Below are 19,333 nucleotides of genomic sequence, written 5' to 3'. Positions count from 1 at the left end.
CCTTGTGTCGCGACAGGGCTGCAAAGCCGCCCCAGGATTTCAGCGATAAGTCACCAATCGCTGGGGCCGCTTTGCGGCCTATCGCGACACAAGGCCGCTCCTACAGGGAACGCGCAAACCTGATGACGAATCAGGACATCGCTGTATCCATCACCATCATCAGGCAGAAGCCAATACACAGCCCCAGGCTGGCCAGGCGATGATGGCCGTTGCTGCGAGACTCCGGGATGATCTCCTGGGTCACCACCAGCAGCATTGCCCCCGCCGCGCAGGCCAGGCCCAGCGGCAGCAGCAGTTCGGCGATGTTCACCAGCCAGGCGCAGATCACCGCAGCCACCGGCTCGACCAGGCCTGACGCTGCGCCTATCAAGAAGGCTTTGAAGCGCGACATGCCCGCCCCGGCCAGCACCAGCGCAATTACCAGCCCCTCAGGCACATCCTGCAACGCAATGCCCATGGCCAGGCTGTCGGCGTCGGGCATGCCACCACCGGCCGATACACCGATGGCCATGCCTTCGGGGATGTTGTGCGCGATGATGGCGATGACAAACAGCCAGATGCGCGCAGCAATCACCGGCTGGTTGCCGGTGCCGACCAGCGCTTCTGGTGAGGTGCCAGACACCTTGAGGTCAACCAGAAACAGGCACAGCGCACCGAACAACAAGCCAAAGCTGATCAAGCCACCCGCACCCCAAGGGCTGAAACCGATGGATTGGGCCGCGTCCAACCCCGGGATGATCAGGGAAAACGCGGTGGCCGCCAGCATCACGCCGGCGCCGAAGCCCAGCAGTGTGTCGGCCAGCGCCACCGGCATGTTGCGAATGACCAGTACCGGTACCGCCCCCAACGCCGTCCCCAGTGCGCACAATGCGCCGCCCTCCAGGGCGCGCAACATGCGTGGCTCCAGGTCCAGCCAGGCAAGGCCACGCGCTACCAACAGCGCGGTGCCCGCCAGCAAAAGCAAAGTCCCAAGCGCCAGGCGAAACAGGCGCACACTGCTGACAGACATCACCTCAGAGCGCATACCGGTCCGACTCACTTCAGGGCTTCAACGTAACGACGTTCCACTTCCGCCCAGGCAATGACGTTGTAGAAAGCACCGATGTATTCCGGACGACGGTTCTGGTACTTCAGATAGTAGGCATGCTCCCACACGTCCAGGCCGAGGATCGGCGTATTGCCGTGCATCAGCGGGCTGTCCTGGTTACCGCTGCTTTCCACCACCAGGGTTTTCTGCGGCGTCACGCTGAGCCAGGCCCAGCCGCTGCCGAAGCGGGTCAGCGCCGCTTTGGTGAAGGCATCCTTGAAGGCGTCGAAACCGCCCAGTTGCGTCGAGATGGCCTGCGCCAGCTGGCCCTGTGGCGCACCGCCGCCCTGGGGAGACATTACGGTCCAGAACAGGCTGTGGTTGGCGTGGCCGCCGCCATGGTTGGTGACCGCACCGCGCAGGTTTTCCGGCAGTTGCTTGACCGCACCGACCAGTTTCTCCACCGGCCACTCGGCCCACTCGGTGCCTTCGATGGCGGCATTGAGGCCGTTGACGTAAGTCTGATGGTGCTTGCTGTGGTGGATCTCCATGGTCTGGGCGTCGATGTGCGGCTCCAGCGCATCGTAGGCGTAAGGCAAAGCAGGCAAGGTATGGGGCATGTCAGTGAACTCCGTAAGCATGGGTTCCAGGCGCCACGCCCGGCTGGGCAGCGAGTTCGCTGACCCCGGCATTGTGGCGGTTGAGCAGGCGCTCGGTTCGCGGGTACTGGCCGTACTCGGCGATGAAATTCAGCAGTTCGGTGTAGGTTCGCCCACTGTGGCGCAGGGCTGCGTCACGCAGCACCTGGGGCAAGCGCGGCTCCTGGCTGGCCTGCAGCAGCCGCTGGTGGGCGGCGCACAGGTAGTCGGCGCTCTCGTGCGGCTGATTCAGGCGCAGGTGCAGGTCGGCCAGGTTGTGGTGGGCGATGACGAACACGGCCACCGCTTCGTCGACGTCATGCCAGCGCTCGAACAGCACCTGGGCCAGCGCCAGGGCTTGCAGGTAGTGTTCCCGGGCGTCGACCAGCTCGCCTTGTTCGAACAGGCGGTTGGCGGTTTCCGTGGTGCGTTTCCAGTGCTGCATGGGATGTCTCCTGGGCGGTGACGCAGGGTCAGATACCGCCGGCGGTGAGTTTTTCCGGGTTCAGCAGCGCTTCAAGCTGGTCGCGCGACAGGTCGGTGTGCTCCAGCGCCACATCGATGACCGGGCGACCCTGCTTGTAGGCGGTCTTGGCGATTTCGGCGGCCTTGAGGTAACCGATGATCGGGTTCAGCGCAGTGACCAGGATCGGGTTGCGCGCCAGGGCTTCCTTGAGCTTGGCCTCGTTGACCTTGAAGCTGGCGATGGCCTTGTCGGCCAGCAAACGGCTGACGTTCGCCATCAGCTCGATGCTCTCCAGCAAGTTGCGGGCGATCACTGGCAGCATCACGTTCAGCTCGAAATTGCCGGACTGGCCAGCGACAGCGATGGTCGCGTCATTACCGATCACCTGGGCGGCAACCATGGCGGTGGCCTCCGGGATCACGGGGTTGACCTTGCCAGGCATGATCGAAGAGCCCGGCTGCAAGCCTTGCAGCTCGATTTCACCCAAACCGGCCAGGGGGCCGGAGTTCATCCAGCGCAGGTCGTTGGCGATCTTCATCAGTGCCACGGCGGTGGTCTTCAGCTGGCCAGACAGCGCCACGGCAGTGTCCTGCGAGCCGATCAGGGCGAACAGGTTCTGCCCTGGGGTGAACTCGACCTGGGTCAAGCCGCTGAGCTGTCGGGCGAAACCGGCAGCGAACTGAGGGTGGGCGTTGATGCCGGTACCCACGGCGGTGCCGCCCTGGGCCAGCGCCTGCAGGCTCGGCAGGGTCGCTTCGATGTGCCCCTTGGCAGCGTTGATCTGTGCCGCCCAGCCATCCAGCACCTGGCTCATGCGCACAGGCATGGCGTCCATCAGGTGGGTACGGCCCGTTTTCACATACTGATGCACTTGCGCCGACTTGGTCTCGATCACCTGTACCAGGTGGCTCAGGGCCGGCAGCAACTGCTCGTGCAAGGCCAGCGCAGCGCTGACATGAATGGTGGTGGGGATGATGTCGTTGCTGCTCTGGCCACAGTTGACGTGGTCGTTGGCGTTGACAGCGTCACCCAGCACGCGGCTGGCCAGGGTGGCAATCACCTCGTTGGCGTTCATGTTCGAGCTGGTGCCGGAGCCGGTCTGGAACACATCCACCGGGAAGTGCTGGATGAAGTCTTCCGCCAGCAGTTGCTCGACAGCCTTGACGATGGCCTGGCCCTGCGCCGCAGACAGTTGCTCCAGCTCCACGTTGGCCTTGGCGGCGGCAGCTTTGGCCAGCAACAAGGCACGAATGAACTGGGCCGGCATGCGCAGGCCACTGACCGGGAAGTTGTCGACCGCGCGCTGGGTCTGGGCACCGTACAGGGCCTGGGCCGGCACCTGCAGTTCACCCATGCTGTCACGCTCGATACGGGTATCACTCATCATCAAATCCTTGCATCAGTTCATCGGGAGAAATCGACGGCAGCAGACGGCAATTGGCCAACTGCAGGGCATAGGGCTGCCAGCGCTGGTTCTGTTCGTGGCGGTCGAGGTTGCGCAGGTCCAGGAGCGGGCGCCAGGCCTGGTCCAGGCACAGGCAGCGCCAATGCCAAGGCAGCATGCGGTCGCAGGCGGTATCCAGCAGCAGGCGGAAAGAGGTCAGTGCCACCGTCCATGACGAGGTCTCGGTGCAGCACACCAGGTAGCGGCCTTCGGCCAGGTAATGCTCGATCAGGCGCGGCTCGTCGGGCTCGAGCGCACAGCGAATGCGCCGGCTGAGCCAGCGCCAGTTTTCCAGGTAGGGCAGTTCGCGGAGGACGGGTTTCATGAACATCATCGCCGGGTTACTGGATAATGATATTCATTATTAAGTGATAAACAGAATCACTTCAAGAAAAAGGTGATGAAAAAAAACCCGGCGCAGGGGCCGGGTCTTCATTTTATCGGAGCAATAACTGGCGCCTGTACTGGCCTCTTCGCGGGTAAACCGGCTCCCACAGGGATTTCACCAAGCCTGAGCCGGTGCAATCTCTGTGGGAGCGGGTTCACCCGCGAAGAGGCCGGTACAGGTTAACAATCAGCTACCAGCAACAGTCATCCGTTCGATCAGAACCGAGCCCGTGTGGATGTTGCTGCGGGTTTCAAGATCGCTGCCAATCGCAACAATCTGCTGGAACATATCCTTCATATTGCCGGCAATGGTCACTTCCTGCACCGCATGCTGAATCTCGCCATTTTCGACCCAGAAGCCTGCCGCACCACGGGAATAATCCCCCGTCACCATGTTCAGCCCATGCCCCATCAACTCGGTCACCAGCAGCCCGCGCCCCATACGGCGGATCAACGCGGCCTGATCTTCGACACCGTGAGTGACGAACAGGTTGTGCACGCCACCGGAGTTGGCCGTGCTAGGCAAGCCCAGCTTGCGCCCGGAATAGGTGCCCAGCAGGTACGACACCAGCTCGCCTTTGTCGACGAACGGCTTGGCATAGGTAGCCAGGCCATCACCATCGAATGCTGCGCTGCCCAGTGCCCGTGGAATATGGGGGCGCTCGTCAAGGGTCAGCCAGGAGGGGAACAGGCGTTGGCCAATGGTGCCTTCAAGGAACGACGACTTGCGGTAAAGATTGCCGCCGGAAATGGCCGAGAGGAAACTGCCGAACAGGCCACCGGCCAGCTCGGCGGAAAACAGCACCGGCACCTCGCAGGTCGGTACCGGGCGTGCGCCCAAACGGCTGGCTGCGCGCTGGGCAGCGCGGGCGCCGATACTGCGTGGGTCGGCCAGCAGGTTGCCCTGGCGGTTCACGTCGTACCAGTAGTCACGCTGCATCTGCCCGTCGCCTTCAGCGATCATCACGCAGCTCAGACTGTGCCGGGTAGAGGCGTAACTGCCGATGAAGCCATGGCTGTTGCCATACACGCGGCAGCCCTGGTGAGTATTGAGTGTGGTGCCATCGGCGTTGAGAATGCGCGGGTCTTCATCAAACGCCGCAGCCTCGCAGGCCAGGGCCATCTCGATGGCCTTTTCGGGCTCGATATCCCAATCATGGTAGAGGTCCAGATCAGGGATTTCGCGGGCCATCAGCGCCGCGTCGGCCAAGCCTGAGCATTCGTCCTCGGAGGTATGCTTGGCAATGGCCAACGCTGCGGCGACGGTCTCGCGGATCGCGTCCGGGCCACTGGCCGAGGTGCTGGCCGAGCCTTTGCGCTGGCCAACATAAAGGGTGATACCAAAGCCCTGGTCGCGGTTGAACTCGACCGTTTCGACCTCACGCTGGCGTACCGTGGTGGACAGGCCCTGCTCCAGCGACACCGCCACTTCGCAGGCGCTGGCCCCCTGGCGGCGCGCCTCGGCAACGATCGCCTCGACCTGCTCCTGCAATGCTGGCAGGTCTTTCGGACCTACGCTCTGGACTGCACTCATGGTTCTCTCCACTAAAATTCTGCGTACGGCTTGGGGTCATTCTACGACCGGGCCGGACAAGCGGCCCCCGACTGGTTATCATGGCGACGATTTCTAGCGGACTGCCACCATGGTTGATTCAAACGACGCCTACGACGGCGAAAAAAGCAAAACCCAGATCAAGCGCGAACTGCATGAGCTGGTTGAACTCGGCGAGCGCCTCACTACGCTCAAGGCCGACACTCTGGCGCGTCTGCCGTTGACCGACGAGCTACGCAAGGCCCTGGCCGAGGCTTCCAAGCACACCGCTCACGGTGCCCGCAAACGCCACATGTCGTTTGTCGGCAAGCTGATGCGCGTGCAGGACCTGGATGCCATCCACGCCTTGCTTGAGCAGATGGACAGCTCGACCCGCCAATACAACGAGCGCTTCCACGGCCTGGAGCGCTGGCGCGACCGGCTCATCGACGGTAATGACGAAGACCTCGAGCGTTTCGTCAACGAATACCCCGATACCGATCGCCAGCAACTGCGCTCGCTGATCCGACATGCCCAGCACGAAAAAGCGCGGAACAAGCCGCCTGCTGCTGCGCGCAAGGTGTTCAAGTACATCCGCGACCTCGACGAGTTACAGCGCGGTTTGCGCTGACGGATCGCCCAGGGACCCTGTGGGAGCGGGCTTGCCCCGCGAACACCGGCAAAGCCGGTGCCAGCCACCACCGTGTGGCCTGCTTCGCGGGGCAAGCCCGCTCCCACAAGAGCCCCCGAGGCCATCAAGCGCCTGTACCGCCCACGGTAATCGCGTCCAGCTTCAAGGTAGGCTGCCCCACCCCGACCGGCACCGATTGCCCGTCCTTGCCACACGTCCCTACCCCGCTGTCCAGTGCCAGGTCGTTACCGACCATCGACACCCGGCTCATCGCCTCCGGGCCATTGCCAATCAGGGTCGCACCCTTGACCGGCGCGGTGATCTTGCCGTCTTCGATCAGGTAGGCCTCACTGGTCGAGAACACGAACTTGCCGCTGGTGATGTCCACCTGGCCACCGCCCAGGTTGGCGCAATAGATACCCTTCTTCACCGACGCGATGATTTCCTGCGGGTCGCTTTCGCCTGCACGCATGTAGGTGTTGGTCATGCGGGGCATCGGCAGGTGCGCGTAGGATTCACGGCGACCGTTGCCAGTCACCGCCATGCCCATCAGGCGTGCGTTGAGCTTGTCCTGCATGTAACCCTTGAGCACACCGTTCTCGATCAGCGTGGTGCATTCGGTCGGGGTGCCTTCGTCATCCACGCTCAGCGAGCCACGGCGGCCTTCGAGCGTGCCATCGTCAACGATGGTGCACAGGCTCGATGCCACCTTCTCGCCAATGCGGCCGCTGAACGCCGAACTGCCTTTGCGGTTGAAGTCACCCTCCAGGCCATGGCCTACAGCCTCGTGCAGCAACACCCCCGACCAGCCCGAGCCCAGTACAACCGGCAAGGTGCCTGCAGGTGCCGGGATCGCCTCCAGGTTTACCAGCGCCTGGCGCAATGCCTCGCGGGCATAGCCCATTACCCGTTCTTCGGTGAAGAAACGGTAGTCGGTACGCCCGCCACCGCCCTGCCCGCCGCGCTCGCGACGCCCATTCTGTTCGACGATGACGCTGACGTTGAAGCGCACCAGCGGGCGCACGTCGGCGGCCAGGCTGCCATCGGCCGCAGCGATCAGGATGCGCTCCCAGACCCCGGCCATGCTCACGCTGACTTGCTGGATGCGCGGGTCCAGGGCGCGGGTGGCGACATCGACACGCTTGAGCAGCTCGACCTTTTCGGCACGGCTGAGTACATCCAGCGGGTTGTCTGCGGCATACAGGGCAGTCACTTCCTGACTGCGGAAAGCCTGTACCGTGCCGCTCTGCCCGGCACGTGAAATCGAACGGGCGGCGCGCGCCGCCGAGGTCAATGCCTCGAGGTTGATCGCATTGCTGTAGGCGAAGCCGGTCTTTTCACCGGACTGGGCACGTACGCCCACGCCCTGGTCCAGGTTGAAGCTGCCCTCTTTGACGATGCCGTCTTCCAGCGCCCAGGTTTCCGAGATCTGGCCCTGGAAATACAGGTCGGCGGCGTCGATGCCGGGGCCGGCCAACTCACCCAGCACGCTCTGCAGGCTGTCCAGGGTCAAGCCGCCTGGGGCCAGGAGCTGCTCACTGACGGTGGATAACATCTGGCTCATAGTCACTCCGAGGTGTGCGCAGGCCGCAACGCGCCCTGCGAGAAAAAGCGCCGGTGCGATACCACCGGCATGCGCGCCCGGATGGACGCTTGTTCTTCAATGTCGCGCTCGGCAAGCAGTACTGCTTCGCCTTGCGCCTGTTCTGCGACGATGCGCCCCCAAGGGTCGACGATCGCCGCATGGCCATGGGTTTCCCGAGGGCCTGGGTGGGTGCCGCCCTGCGCCGCAGCCAGCAGGTAGCACTGGGTTTCGATTGCGCGGGCGCGTACCAGCACCTCCCAATGTGCCGCGCCTGTCACGGCAGTGAAGGCCGCAGGGGCAGTGATCAGTTCCGCGCCGGCCTCGCGCAGTGCGCTGTACAGCTCAGGAAAGCGCAAGTCGTAGCACACGCTAAGCCCCAGCCGCCCAACCGGCGTGTCAGCCACCACCACCTGGGCGCCATGGGCGTAGTCATCCGACTCACGGTACCGACCGCGGTTGTCGGCAACGTCCACGTCGAACAGGTGCAGCTTGTCATAGCGTGCCGCCACCTCGCCGTGCTCATCGATCAGCAGCGAGCAGGCATGCGCCTTGGCCTCGGGCTGGCCGACCGGAGGCAAGGGCAAGGTACCGGCCACAATCCATAACTTGAGGTCGCGGGCGGTGCGTTTCAACCATGGCAGGATCGGCCCTTCGCCCAATGCTTCGGCGCGGCCGATGGCAGCGGCGTCCTTGCGACCCATGGCGGCGAAGTTTTCCGGCAGTACCGCCAGCCGTGCGCCGCCAGATGCGGCCTGCTCCAACAGGGCACCGGCACGCTGCAGGTTGGCCAGCACATCATCCTGGCTGACCATCTGGATTACCGCTGCCTTCATGGGCACTCCTAGCGGGATTTCTCGAAAGGTTTCACAAATGTGATTCTAGGCTCTTTCCACGGCCCTTCGACACGGTAGTGCACGCTGGCAAAGCGCGACACGCGGTCACCGATCAACCGGTCGACCAGGAACAGCGCGCCGCCTACGGCTGGCGCGCCGATAATCAGTGCCGCCAGCGGCAGGTTGTTGGTCACCGGCAGGCTCACCTGCAGGTTGGCATCAACCCGGTCGCGCACCATGTCCAGCGTGCCTTCCAGCTCGAAGTTGCTCGACGGGCCAGTTACGCTGATCGGCTCGCGGGTCACATAGACACCGTCACTGGCCACCAGCAGCCCTTTGACCCGGTCATAGGCCAGGCCCTTTTCGAACAGGTCAGAGAAGTCCAGGCGCAGGCGCCGGCCAATCGAGTTGAAGTTGAGCAGGCCGAACACGCGCAGTGCCTGTGCACTGCCTTCGACTTCGACGAACTGGCCGGTGCGCAGTGCCGCGTCCATGCTGCCAGAGAAGCGCTTCAGGCCCACCGCAGCAGGCGAACCCGGCCAGCGGCCGTCCACATCCAGGCGGAAGTCACGGCTGGTCACAGTCGGGGCGAAGCCCCAGGCCTTGAGCACATCTGCCAGGTTCTTGCCGTCCAGGCGCCCTTTGTACCAGCTGCTGGTGCTGCCCTGCGCGCCCTCCCAGCCACCACCGCCGTCGATGCGCAGCCCTTTGAAGTCTAGGTCGATATCGCTGGCGGTCACGCCCCGCGCTGTCGGTCGCAATTTGATCGCCGCGCTGCCGAACAGGTCGTCGCCGCGGTAGAGCTTGTCGATGCTCAAGTCCAGCGCCGGTACCTTGCGCGGGTCGAACGAGGCCAACGGGTCCGGGCCCTCTTCAGCCTGAGCCTGGGCAGGGTCGGCAGCGGGCAGGCGCAGGGTCTGCATCCGCACGACCATTGGCGCGCCCTTGGCATCCGGCACACGGGCGTTGCCAATCACTTCCTTGCTGTCCAGGCGCAGGTCCCAGGCCGCGCCGCCACGAGCCATACGCACCACGGCCTGGTTCAGGTCCATGCCGAAGGCTTTCAGCTGGCCGATGCTCAGGTCGACACTTTGCAGGTTCTGTCGCGCGCTGCCACCTGGGTCGTCACCGGCAAGGCGGGCCGCCTGTTCCTGCCAGGGCGCCAGGTCCAGCGACTCCAGGCGCCCGCGTACCCGCAATCCCTGGCCAGCTGGCAGTTGGGCCTCACCCGAGCCCAACAGCAGTTCACCACGCCCCTGCATGAGCTTGTCGGCCGGTGCGGCGTAGGCAAAGCGTGCAAGGTCGGTGTAAGCGGCATCGAACCGCCGCTCCTGGCCTTGCAGGTTCATGCTGAAACGGCTGTCGCGGGTGTCTGCCGCAGCTTTGCCGAAGGGCGCCGGCAGGTCGATCGCCAAGCCCTTCAGGTTCGAGTTGACGCTCAGCCGGTTGTCCCGGCTACCCAGGCTGAGTTGCAACTGGTAAGGCAGGTCACCGGACGCTGGCAAGGCCTGTTTGAACTGCAGCCAGTCGGTCAGTGCCTTGAGCGATACCTGGCCATTGGCGTCGATGCGCGTCTGCATCTGCCCCGGCTGGCCTTCGGCAGTGATTTGCGCCGTCACCGGCTTGCCGAACGCCTGCAGGCTGATCCCCTTGCCACTCAGGCCTTTGTCAAAATCGAAGCTGAAATCACCCTTCAAGCGGCTCAACTCCAGGCTCGGCGGGGCAACCTTCAGGCGCGCATCGCTGGTGGCGAAATCCACCTGCACTTTCGGCCGTTCCCCGTGGGCCAGCGGGATGTCGAGCTTGAGCTTGCCCTTCAACGGCCCTTCGCCCTCCCAGCCGGCGAAGATCTCGCCCGTGCCGATCGGCGCTTCCTTGAGTATTTTCAGGCCATCGCCCAGGCTGCCGTCAAAGTCGCCATCCAGGTACAGGCGACTGTGCTGCTCACCCTCGACATGCGGGATATCAACGCTTACATCGCTCACCTTGGTATCGAGCAACAGGCCACGCTGGGCCTTGATACGCACACCACTGTCCTCGATGAACACATCGCCATCTACGTGCTGCACCTGCGGCCAGCCGGGCTGGAAGTCCAGGGCCGCGTCCCGCACCTTGAAAAACAGGCTGATGCTGCGAGCCTCTGGTGCGGCGCCATGATTCAGCGAGCCCTGGTACTGGAAGTAGCCCTCATCCACCGTGCCTTTGACGATGGCGCTGCGCAGCCATTCGTCGAGGGCCGGGCTGAGCACCTCGGGCAGGTACTTGGCGGTGTAGCGGCCATCGCCCTCGGTCAGGCCGACACGCAGGTCCATGTAGTCCTCGCGGCCTTCTTCGAACAACAGGCGGATAAGGAAGTCACCCGCAATCTTCCCCTCCTCGCCCAACACCTTGAGGTAAGGCGCAATCAGGGTGAAGCCTTCCTTGTTCAGCGCCCAGGTCAGGCGCGCATTGGCTTTCTGGTAGTGCCAGGGTTTGGCGAAGATCGGGTACAGGTGCAGCATGAACGCATCGGTATCGAGGCGCAGTTCACCATGCCCCAGGTCGCCGCTGATGCTGCCGCTGACGTTACCGGCAGCCGGGGCACCGTGATAGGCATCGAAACCGACCTTCTCCAGGTTGGCGTCGAATTGCAGGCGCTGGTCACCCTCGGCCTTGGGCCGGGCCTCCAGCCGTACATTGCGCAACGCGCCGGTTACCTTCAGGCCATCGACTACGGCCATGACATTGTCAGGCAGCGGTGCCAGGGCCTCGATCAGCGGGGTTAGGGGTGTAAGGTGCAGCCGGTCGGCCTGCAGCTTCCAGCTTTCATCGGCAGCGTTCTCGCCTGGGCGCTGCTGCAACTGCAGGTGCGACTCCCAACGGGTCTTGCCAATGTCCATGGCCAGGGAGTCGACCACTACATCAAAACCTTGGGCCTGGCGCTGGAACCAGGCGCCCAGGGCCAGGTTGTTCAGTGTTGCGGCCTTGCGCCCGGCGTAACCGCCCTGCAGCTCGGGTGCATTGAGCCGCACCACTGCCTGCTGCAATTGCCTTTCGCGCCAGCCGACCCACAACTCGCCGCCCGCTCGCAACGCGTCGGCATGCCACTGGCCCAGCAGGCGTGGGGGCAACCAGCGCGCCCAGTCACTCTGCGGCAGGCTCAGGTAGGCATCTACCTGGGCATCACGCCAGGCCTTTGCCGACGCACGGCTACGCAGGTTCAGCGCCAGGGGCTGGCCATCGGGCAGGGTCGCACTCAAGTCCAGGGCCTGGCGCGAAGCACCCGCCTGCAGGCCGGCGCTCACATACGTCAGGGTGAGCGGGTCACGCTGCCACGGGTGCAAGGTGACCTGGCTGTCGAACACATCAATGCGGCCCAGCTGGCGTAGGCGCTGCAGTAGTTCGGCGGGGTCAAGCGGCGCATCGTCCTTCTTCGGCAAGCCTTCAAGGTGCCAGGCACCTTGCTCGTTCTCACGCAGGATCAGTTGCAGGCCGCCCAGCTGTATTCGCGCCAGGCGTACTTCCCGGGCACTGAGGCTGGCCCAGACATCGGGAACTACCTTGACGTCATCCAGGCGCAGCGCTGTGGCACCTTCACCCAGTTGCAGGTCACGCACCCGCAGCACCGGTGCCAGCCCGCTCCAGCGCCCTTCAAGGGCACCGACATGCACCGGCAGGCCCAGCGCCTGCTCAGCCTTGCGCTCCACATCGGCACGGTACTCGGCCACCAGCGGCACCAATTCGCGGCCGAGGCTGACATACAGCGCCACCAATACCGCCAGCAGGGCGCAAAAGCCCAGCCCCCAGCGGGTCAAGGCGACAAGAACGCGGGTCAGACGTCCCATGGCCATGGCCCTCCAAGTCGTTTATCCATGATGGCCGGTAGTGGCGATTTCGCCAGCCCGGCCATCCAGCGGTGCGTTCGAGAAGACCTCAGAGCAGCACCACGTCGTATTGTTCCTGCGAATACATCGACTCGACCTGAAAGCGAATGGTTCGACCGATAAAGGCCTCCAGTTCTGCCACGTTGCCGGACTCCTCATCCAGCAGGCGGTCGACCACCTTCTGGTTGGCCAGCACGCGGTAGCCCTCGGCCTGATAGGCACGGGCCTCGCGCAGGATCTCGCGGAAGATTTCGTAACAGATGGTCTCGGGGGTTTTCAGCTTGCCGCGGCCCTGACAGGCCAGGCACGGCTCGCACAGCACCTGCTCCAGGCTTTCACGGGTGCGCTTGCGGGTCATCTGCACCAGGCCAAGTTCGGTGATGCCGATGATGTTGGTCTTTGCGTGATCCCGTTCCAGCTGTTTTTCCAGTGTACGTAGCACCTGGCGCTGGTGTTCTTCATCTTCCATGTCGATGAAGTCGATGATGATGATGCCGCCGATATTGCGCAGGCGCAGTTGCCGGGCGATGGCGGTGGCAGCCTCCAGGTTGGTCTTGAAGATGGTCTCTTCAAGGTTGCGATGGCCGACGAATGCACCGGTGTTCACATCAATGGTGGTCATCGCTTCGGCCGGGTCGACCACCAGGTAGCCGCCGGACTTGAGCGGTACCTTGCGCTCCAGGGCGCGCTGGATTTCGTCTTCGACACCGTACAGGTCAAAGATTGGCCGTTCGCCCGGGTAGTGCTCGAGGCGGTCGGCGATTTCCGGCATCAGTTCACCGACGAACTGCGTGGTCTTCTGGAAGGTTTCACGCGAGTCGATGCGGATCTTCTCGATCTTGGGGTTGACCAGGTCACGCAGGGTACGCAGGGCCAGCCCCAGATCCTCGTAGATGACCATCGGCGCGCCGCAGGTCTTGATCTGGGCGCCAATCTGCTCCCACAGGCGGCGCAGGTAGCGGATGTCCTGCAGGATCTCTTCGGCACGAGCGCCTTCGGCGGCGGTGCGCAGGATGAAACCACCGGCATCCTTGATGTTTTCGCTTTCCATGCAGTTGCTGACCACCTGCTTGAGGCGGTCTCGCTCGGCTTCGTCTTCGATCTTCAGCGAAATGCCGACATGGCTGCTGCGGGGCATGTACACCAGGTAGCGCGAAGGGATCGACAGCTGGGTGGTCAGGCGTGCGCCCTTGGTGCCAATCGGGTCCTTGGTCACCTGCACCACAAGGGCCTGGCCTTCGTGCACCAGCGCAGTGATGGTCTCGACCGCCGAGCCTTCACGCTGGGAAATTTCCGACGCATGGATGAACGCGGCGCGCTCCAGGCCGATGTCGACGAAGGCCGCCTGCATGCCTGGCAGCACACGCACCACCTTGCCCTTGTAGATATTGCCGACGATGCCACGGCGCTGGGTGCGCTCGACGTGCACTTCCTGCAGTACCCCGTTTTCCACCACCGCCACGCGTGACTCCATCGGGGTGATGTTGATCAGGATCTCTTCACTCATGGCCGGCTCTCGTCAAAGGTCTTTTGTAATGATGGATGGCGTATGCCGTGCTGGCTACTGCGGGTTTGTTACCTCTGGCGTATGCACGGGCGATTGCCAACAGGCGATACCAAACGTGCCAAGCAACTCGGCCGTCTCACTGAGCGGCAGGCCCACCACGGCCGAATAACTGCCGGACAGACCGGTGACGAACACTGCGCCCAGGCCCTGGATGGCGTAGCCACCGGCCTTGTCCACAGGCTCGCCGCTGGCCCAGTAGCGTTGCGCTTCATCGGCGCTGATCGCCCGGAAGCGCACGTTGCTGGTGACGCACAGGCTTTGCGTACGCAGGCCGTCGCTGAGGGCAACTGCAGTCAATACCTGGTGCTCGCGGCCCGACAGGCCAGCCAGCATGGCCAGGGCATCTTCGCGGTTTTCCGGTTTGCCCAGAATACGACCATCGAGCACCACGGCAGTGTCTGCCCCCAGCACCACAGCCGGGCCCTCGACACAGGCCAGACCAGCGGCAGCCTTGGCCCGAGCCAGGCGCTCAACGTAGGCCGGGGCGCTTTCGTCAGGCAGCGGGGATTCATCGATGGGTGCACTGACGACGGTGAAGGGCACACCGATCTGGATCAGCAGTTCACGACGGCGGGGCGAGCCAGAGGCCAGGTATAACGGGTTCATGCAGACATCTCCCTGTCAGTTGCGGCGTCGCCGTCAGTTGATATGCAAGCGTCGGCGCAGGTCGCGCAGGGCGAAACTGATCCACGGCCAGAGCAAGGCACTGATGACCGCCGACCAGACCAGCGCCAAGGTAGGCAGCCGGTTGCCGGTCAGGGCGCTGAGCCATAGCTGGATGAGCTGGGCGATGCCGAAAATGACCAGGATCACCAGGCTCTGCTGCCACATGGGAAACATGCGCAAGCGCTGCTGCAGGGATAACACCAGGAAGGTGATGAGGGTGAGGATCAACGCGTTCTGGCCCAGCAGGGTGCCGTACAACACGTCCTCGGCCAGGCCCAGTACGAATGCCGTGGTCATGCCGACCTTGCCCGGCACCGCCAGGGTCCAGAACGACACCAGCAAAGCCAGCCACATGGGCCGGAACACTTCCATGAACTGCGGCATGGGCGAGACGCTGAGCAGCAGGCCGATGGCGAAAGTCAGCCAGATGACCCAGCCGTTGTTGCGGCGCGAAGCAGCCATCATTGTCTCCGGGTGTTAGCGGGTGCGGCAGGCGCTGCGGCAGGCGTGGCAGGGTTAGCCGCCGGAGCTGCAGGCTGTGTGGCCGGTGCTGTCGGCGCTGCGGGTGTGGCTGGGGTTACAGGCGTAGGGCTGGCAGGTGTGCCCTGCTCGCCCGTACCCGCCGGTTGGCCGGGGACCGAAGTGCCCTTGCGGTCAGCCTCTTCCTGGGCGATGGCAGCATCAGTGGCGCGCTGCTCCGGGGTACGCCGGTCGCTGAATACCAGCAGCATGTAACGGCTGCGATTGAGCGCGGCGGTGGGGATGGCGCGCACGATGGCGAACGGCTGCCCGGAATCGTGGATCACCTCGTTGACCGTCGCCACCGGGTAGCCAGCCGGGAAGCGCTGGCCCATGCCGGAGCTGACCAACAGGTCGCCTTCCTTCACGTCCGCGGTATCGGCCACATGGCGCAGTTCCAGGCGCTCCGGGTTGCCGGTGCCGCTGGCAATGGCGCGCAAGCCGTTGCGGTTGACCTGCACCGGAATGCTATGGGTGGTATCGGTCAGCAACAGTACCCGCGAGGTGTAGGGCATCAGCTCGACCACCTGGCCCATCAGGCCGCGCGCATCGAGCACAGGCTGACCAAGGAACACACCATCACGCTCGCCCTTGTTGATCAGGATGCGGTGGGTGAACGGGTTGGGGTCGACCCCGATCAGCTCGGCCACTTCGACCTTTTCGTTGACCAGCGCCGAAGAATTCAGCAATTCGCGCAGGCGCACGTTCTGCTCGGTCAGGGCTGCCAGCTTCTGCAGACGCCCCTGCAACAGCAGGGCTTCGGTCTTGAGCTTTTCGTTTTCGGCGATCAGTTCAGTGCGGCTGCCGAACTGGCCGGCCACGCCTTGCCACGCACGTTGCGGCAGGTCGGTGATCCAGTACGACTCCATCAGCACCATGCCCATCTGACTGCGCACGGGTTTGAGCACGTCAAAGCGCGCGTCGACAACCATCAACGCGACCGACATCACCACCAGAACGAGCAGGCGAACGCCCAGCGAAGGGCCCTTGGAGAAAAGCGGTTTAATGGGCCGTTCCTCGTGGACGACTCAGGAGGTCATTGGACATGGAACAACGCACCAGCCTGGTTGCGGATTGACGGATACGGCGCCCTGAACGGGCGCCAGCCCAGCACATACAGGTAGCACTGTGCGTACTACCTGTAAACCGGGCGCTCGTTAGCAGCGAGTGGAATCACTCGCTGGAGAGCAGGTCCATCGCGTGCTTGTCCATCATCTCCAGGGCGCGACCGCCGCCACGGGCGACACAGGTCAGCGGGTCCTCGGCGACGATTACCGGCAGGCCGGTTTCCTGGGCCAGCAGCTTGTCGAGGTCACGCAGCAGCGCACCACCACCGGTCAGCACCAGGCCACGCTCGGCGATGTCCGAAGCCAGCTCGGGCGGCGATTGCTCCAGGGCGCTCTTCACCGCCTGGACGATGGTCGCCAGCGATTCTTGCAGCGCTTCGAGCACTTCGTTGGAGTTCAGGGTGAAGGCACGCGGAACGCCCTCGGCCAGGTTGCGGCCACGCACATCGACTTCGCGTACTTCGCCGCCCGGGTAGGCGGTACCGATTTCCTGCTTGATGCGCTCGGCAGTGGACTCGCCGATCAGGCTGCCGTAGTTGCGGCGCACGTAGGTAACGATGGCTTCGTCGAAGCGGTCGCCGCCAACGCGGACGGACTCGGCATAAACCACGCCGTTCAAGGAGATCAGTGCGATTTCAGTGGTACCACCACCGATGTCGACGACCATCGAACCGCGGGCCTCTTCAACCGGCAAGCCAGCACCGATGGCAGCTGCCATTGGCTCTTCGATCAGGAACACTTCACGGGCACCGGCACCCAGGGCCGACTCGCGAATGGCGCGGCGTTCTACCTGGGTCGACTTGCACGGTACGCAGATCAGCACGCGCGGGCTTGGCTGCAGGAAGCTGTTTTCGTGAACCTTGTTGATAAAATATTGCAACATTTTTTCGCAAACGCTGAAGTCGGCGATGACGCCGTCCTTCATCGGACGAATGGCAGCAATGTTGCCAGGCGTACGGCCCAGCATGCGTTTGGCTTCGGTACCGACGGCGACGACGCTTTTCTGATTGCCATGGGTACGGATGGCAACAACCGAGGGCTCATTCAGGACGATACCGCGCTCACGCACGTAAATAAGGGTGTTGGCAGTACCCAGGTCGATGGAAAGATCGCTGGAAAACATGCCACGCAGTTTCTTGAACATGGGAAAGTGACCCTGGGGAAAGCGTGGGTAAAAAAGTGCGGCAAACTCTAACAATGGCAGGGATTTTGGGCAAGGAGCCAATATGTTAAATTGGCTGTTTTTCCGAGCATGCCAGCCGATGATCGCGGCCGTTGGACCGCCAGAAAGCTGACATGTTCCTCATCGCGGACCCAAATTCCGTTCTTTGTTTCCCTTGGAGATCTTCATGGCGCTTGAACGCTGCGACGTGGAAAAGATCGCCCATCTGGCCCGTCTTGGGCTGAATGATGGCGAACTGCCACGCATTACCGATGCCCTGAACAGCATCCTCGGGCTGGTCGACCAGATGCAAGCGGTCGACACCACTGGCATCGAGCCCCTGGCCCACCCGCTGGAGGCCAGCCAGCGCCTGCGCCCCGACCAGGTCACCGAAAGCAACCAGCGCGACGTCTACCAGGCTATCGCGCCGTCGACCGAAAGCGGTCTGTACCTGGTTCCCAAAGTCATCGAGTAAGGGATAGAGCCTGCCATGCATCAATTGACCCTGGCCGAGATCGCCCGCGGACTCGCCGACAAGTCGTTTTCCTCCGAAGAGCTGACCGGCGCCCTGTTGGCGCGCATCAAGCAACTCGACCCGCAAATCAACAGCTTCATCAGCGTCACCGAAGACCTGGCCCTGGGCCAGGCGCGTGCCGCCGACGCCCGTCGCGCCGCAGGCGAAACCGGCGCGCTGCTGGGTGCACCCATCGCCCACAAGGACCTGTTCTGCACCAACGGCGTACGCACCAGTTGCGGCTCGAAGATGCTCGACAGCTTCAAGGCGCCGTACGACGCCACCGTGGTCGCCAAGCTGGCTGAAGCCGGCATGGTCACCCTGGGCAAGACCAACATGGACGAGTTCGCCATGGGTTCGGCCAACGAATCCAGCCACTACGGCGCGGTGAAGAACCCGTGGAACCTCGAACACGTCCCAGGCGGTTCGTCGGGCGGTTCGGCCGCTGCCGTGGCCGCGCGCCTGCTGCCGGCCACCACTGGCACCGACACCGGCGGTTCGATCCGCCAGCCGGCGGCACTGACCAACCTCACCGGCCTCAAACCGACGTACGGTCGTGTTTCGCGCTGGGGCATGATCGCCTACGCCTCCAGCCTCGACCAGGGCGGCCCGCTGGCCCGCACTGCCGAGGACTGCGCCCTGCTGCTGCAAGGCATGGCCGGTTTCGACGCCAAGGACTCCACCAGCATCGAAGAGCCGGTGCCGGACTACAGCGCCAACCTCAATGGTTCGCTGCAGGGCCTGCGCATCGGTCTGCCGAAAGAGTACTTCGGTGCAGGCCTCGACCCGCGTATCGCCGACCTGGTCCAGGCCAGCGTCAAAGAGCTGGAAAAGCTCGGCGCTGTGGTCAAGGAAATCAGCCTGCCGAACATGCAGCACGCCATCCCGGCCTACTACGTGATCGCCCCGGCTGAAGCCTCTTCCAACCTGTCGCGCTTCGACGGCGTGCGCTTCGGCTACCGCTGCGAAGACCCGAAAGACCTCACCGACCTGTACAAGCGTTCCCGTGGCGAAGGCTTCGGCGTTGAAGTGCAGCGCCGCATCATGGTCGGCACCTACGCCCTGTCGGCCGGCTACTACGACGCGTACTACGTGAAGGCACAGCAGATCCGCCGCCTGATCAAGAACGACTTCATGGCCGCTTTCAACGATGTCGACCTGATCCTCGGCCCTACCACGCCGAACCCGGCCTGGAAGCTTGGCGCCAAGAGCAGCGACCCGGTCGCCGCCTACCTGGAAGACGTCTACACCATCACCGCCAACCTGGCGGGCCTGCCGGGCCTGTCGATGCCGGCCGGCTTCGTCGACGGCCTGCCGGTCGGTGTGCAGCTGCTGGCGCCGTACTTCCAGGAAGGCCGCCTGCTCAACGTCGCGCACCGCTACCAGCAAGTGACCGACTGGCACACCCGTGCCCCCAACGGCTTCTGAGGAGT

At 63.7% G+C, this 19,333-nt stretch carries 17 protein-coding genes; 3 read left to right on the top strand and 14 right to left on the bottom strand.

The features are described 5' to 3' along the window. Window positions 1-130: 130 nt before the first annotated feature. From ABI582_RS25805 to pmbA, 6 genes are all read right to left on the bottom strand, one after another. Window positions 131-1,024, bottom strand: a complete 894-nt coding sequence (locus tag ABI582_RS25805; protein ID WP_258655402.1) for a ZIP family metal transporter — start codon at window positions 1,022-1,024, stop codon at window positions 131-133. A gap of 11 nt (window positions 1,025-1,035) precedes the next feature. After that, the gene (locus ABI582_RS25800) at window positions 1,036-1,647 is read right to left on the bottom strand and encodes a superoxide dismutase (protein ID WP_442120659.1); all 612 of its coding nucleotides are present in this window, start codon (window positions 1,645-1,647) and stop codon (window positions 1,036-1,038) included. A gap of 1 nt (window position 1,648) precedes the next feature. Further along, the gene (locus ABI582_RS25795; RefSeq protein WP_442120658.1) at window positions 1,649-2,110 is read right to left on the bottom strand and encodes a DUF2753 family protein; all 462 of its coding nucleotides are present in this window, start codon (window positions 2,108-2,110) and stop codon (window positions 1,649-1,651) included. Between the two features lie 28 nt (window positions 2,111-2,138). After that, complete coding sequence (locus ABI582_RS25790; RefSeq protein ID WP_338746169.1) at window positions 2,139-3,515, bottom strand: class II fumarate hydratase; 1,377 nt, start codon at window positions 3,513-3,515, stop codon at window positions 2,139-2,141. Beyond that, window positions 3,508-3,909: a hypothetical protein gene (locus ABI582_RS25785; protein ID WP_019471375.1), complete on the bottom strand. Its 402-nt coding sequence runs from the start codon at window positions 3,907-3,909 to the stop codon at window positions 3,508-3,510. Before ABI582_RS25785 ends, ABI582_RS25790 begins: the two co-directional genes overlap by 8 nt. Window positions 3,910-4,149: 240 nt before the next feature. Further along, on the bottom strand, window positions 4,150-5,496 hold the full coding sequence (gene pmbA, locus ABI582_RS25780; RefSeq protein WP_442120657.1) for a metalloprotease PmbA: 1,347 nt from the start codon (window positions 5,494-5,496) through the stop codon (window positions 4,150-4,152). 109 nt (window positions 5,497-5,605) lie between these two features. On the opposite strand from pmbA, the gene yjgA reads away from it, so the two are divergent. Continuing rightward, window positions 5,606-6,124, top strand: coding sequence for a ribosome biogenesis factor YjgA (yjgA, locus tag ABI582_RS25775; protein WP_027595596.1), 519 nt, complete (start codon window positions 5,606-5,608; stop codon window positions 6,122-6,124). Window positions 6,125-6,248: 124 nt separating this feature from the next. Here the strand turns inward: yjgA and tldD are convergent, their stop codons facing one another. The 8 genes from tldD to mreB all read right to left on the bottom strand — a co-directional run bounded on the left by tldD (window position 6,249) and on the right by mreB (window position 17,368). Continuing rightward, entirely contained in the window at window positions 6,249-7,688 is a 1,440-nt protein-coding gene (tldD, locus tag ABI582_RS25770; protein WP_338746166.1) for a metalloprotease TldD, read from the bottom strand. Between the two features lie 2 nt (window positions 7,689-7,690). Continuing rightward, the gene (locus tag ABI582_RS25765; RefSeq protein WP_258911678.1) at window positions 7,691-8,542 is read right to left on the bottom strand and encodes a carbon-nitrogen hydrolase family protein; all 852 of its coding nucleotides are present in this window, start codon (window positions 8,540-8,542) and stop codon (window positions 7,691-7,693) included. 8 nt (window positions 8,543-8,550) lie between these two features. Next, complete coding sequence (locus ABI582_RS25760) at window positions 8,551-12,372, bottom strand: YhdP family protein (RefSeq protein WP_442120656.1); 3,822 nt, start codon at window positions 12,370-12,372, stop codon at window positions 8,551-8,553. 82 nt (window positions 12,373-12,454) lie between these two features. Further along, entirely contained in the window at window positions 12,455-13,912 is a 1,458-nt protein-coding gene (rng, locus tag ABI582_RS25755; RefSeq protein ID WP_049275123.1) for a ribonuclease G, read from the bottom strand. 54 nt (window positions 13,913-13,966) lie between these two features. Further along, a complete protein-coding gene (locus ABI582_RS25750) occupies window positions 13,967-14,578 on the bottom strand; it encodes a Maf family protein (RefSeq protein WP_442120655.1) in 612 nt (203 codons plus the stop codon). Between the two features lie 33 nt (window positions 14,579-14,611). Beyond that, complete coding sequence (gene mreD / locus ABI582_RS25745; protein WP_016485021.1) at window positions 14,612-15,100, bottom strand: rod shape-determining protein MreD; 489 nt, start codon at window positions 15,098-15,100, stop codon at window positions 14,612-14,614. Beyond that, window positions 15,100-16,104 (bottom strand): rod shape-determining protein MreC, encoded by a 1,005-nt coding sequence (gene mreC / locus ABI582_RS25740; RefSeq protein WP_442120654.1) that lies wholly within the window; start codon window positions 16,102-16,104, stop codon window positions 15,100-15,102. Before mreC ends, mreD begins: the two co-directional genes overlap by 1 nt. Window positions 16,105-16,330: 226 nt before the next feature. Continuing rightward, window positions 16,331-17,368, bottom strand: a complete 1,038-nt coding sequence (gene mreB / locus ABI582_RS25735) for a rod shape-determining protein MreB (protein WP_003255163.1) — start codon at window positions 17,366-17,368, stop codon at window positions 16,331-16,333. Between the two features lie 205 nt (window positions 17,369-17,573). On the opposite strand from mreB, the gene gatC reads away from it, so the two are divergent. Both gatC and gatA read left to right on the top strand, forming a co-directional pair. Further along, window positions 17,574-17,861 (top strand): Asp-tRNA(Asn)/Glu-tRNA(Gln) amidotransferase subunit GatC, encoded by a 288-nt coding sequence (gatC, locus tag ABI582_RS25730; RefSeq protein ID WP_442120653.1) that lies wholly within the window; start codon window positions 17,574-17,576, stop codon window positions 17,859-17,861. Between the two features lie 15 nt (window positions 17,862-17,876). Continuing rightward, window positions 17,877-19,328: an Asp-tRNA(Asn)/Glu-tRNA(Gln) amidotransferase subunit GatA gene (gene gatA / locus ABI582_RS25725; protein WP_442120652.1), complete on the top strand. Its 1,452-nt coding sequence runs from the start codon at window positions 17,877-17,879 to the stop codon at window positions 19,326-19,328. The last annotated feature ends 5 nt before the right edge of the window (window positions 19,329-19,333 follow it).

Source organism: Pseudomonas sp. SAS7 (genome assembly GCF_052112345.1).
In the GTDB taxonomy this organism is placed as follows: domain Bacteria; phylum Pseudomonadota; class Gammaproteobacteria; order Pseudomonadales; family Pseudomonadaceae; genus Aquipseudomonas; species Aquipseudomonas putida_Q.
Note: the sequence above shows the minus strand (reverse complement) of the source record. Positions and strands in the feature narration are given on the sequence as shown.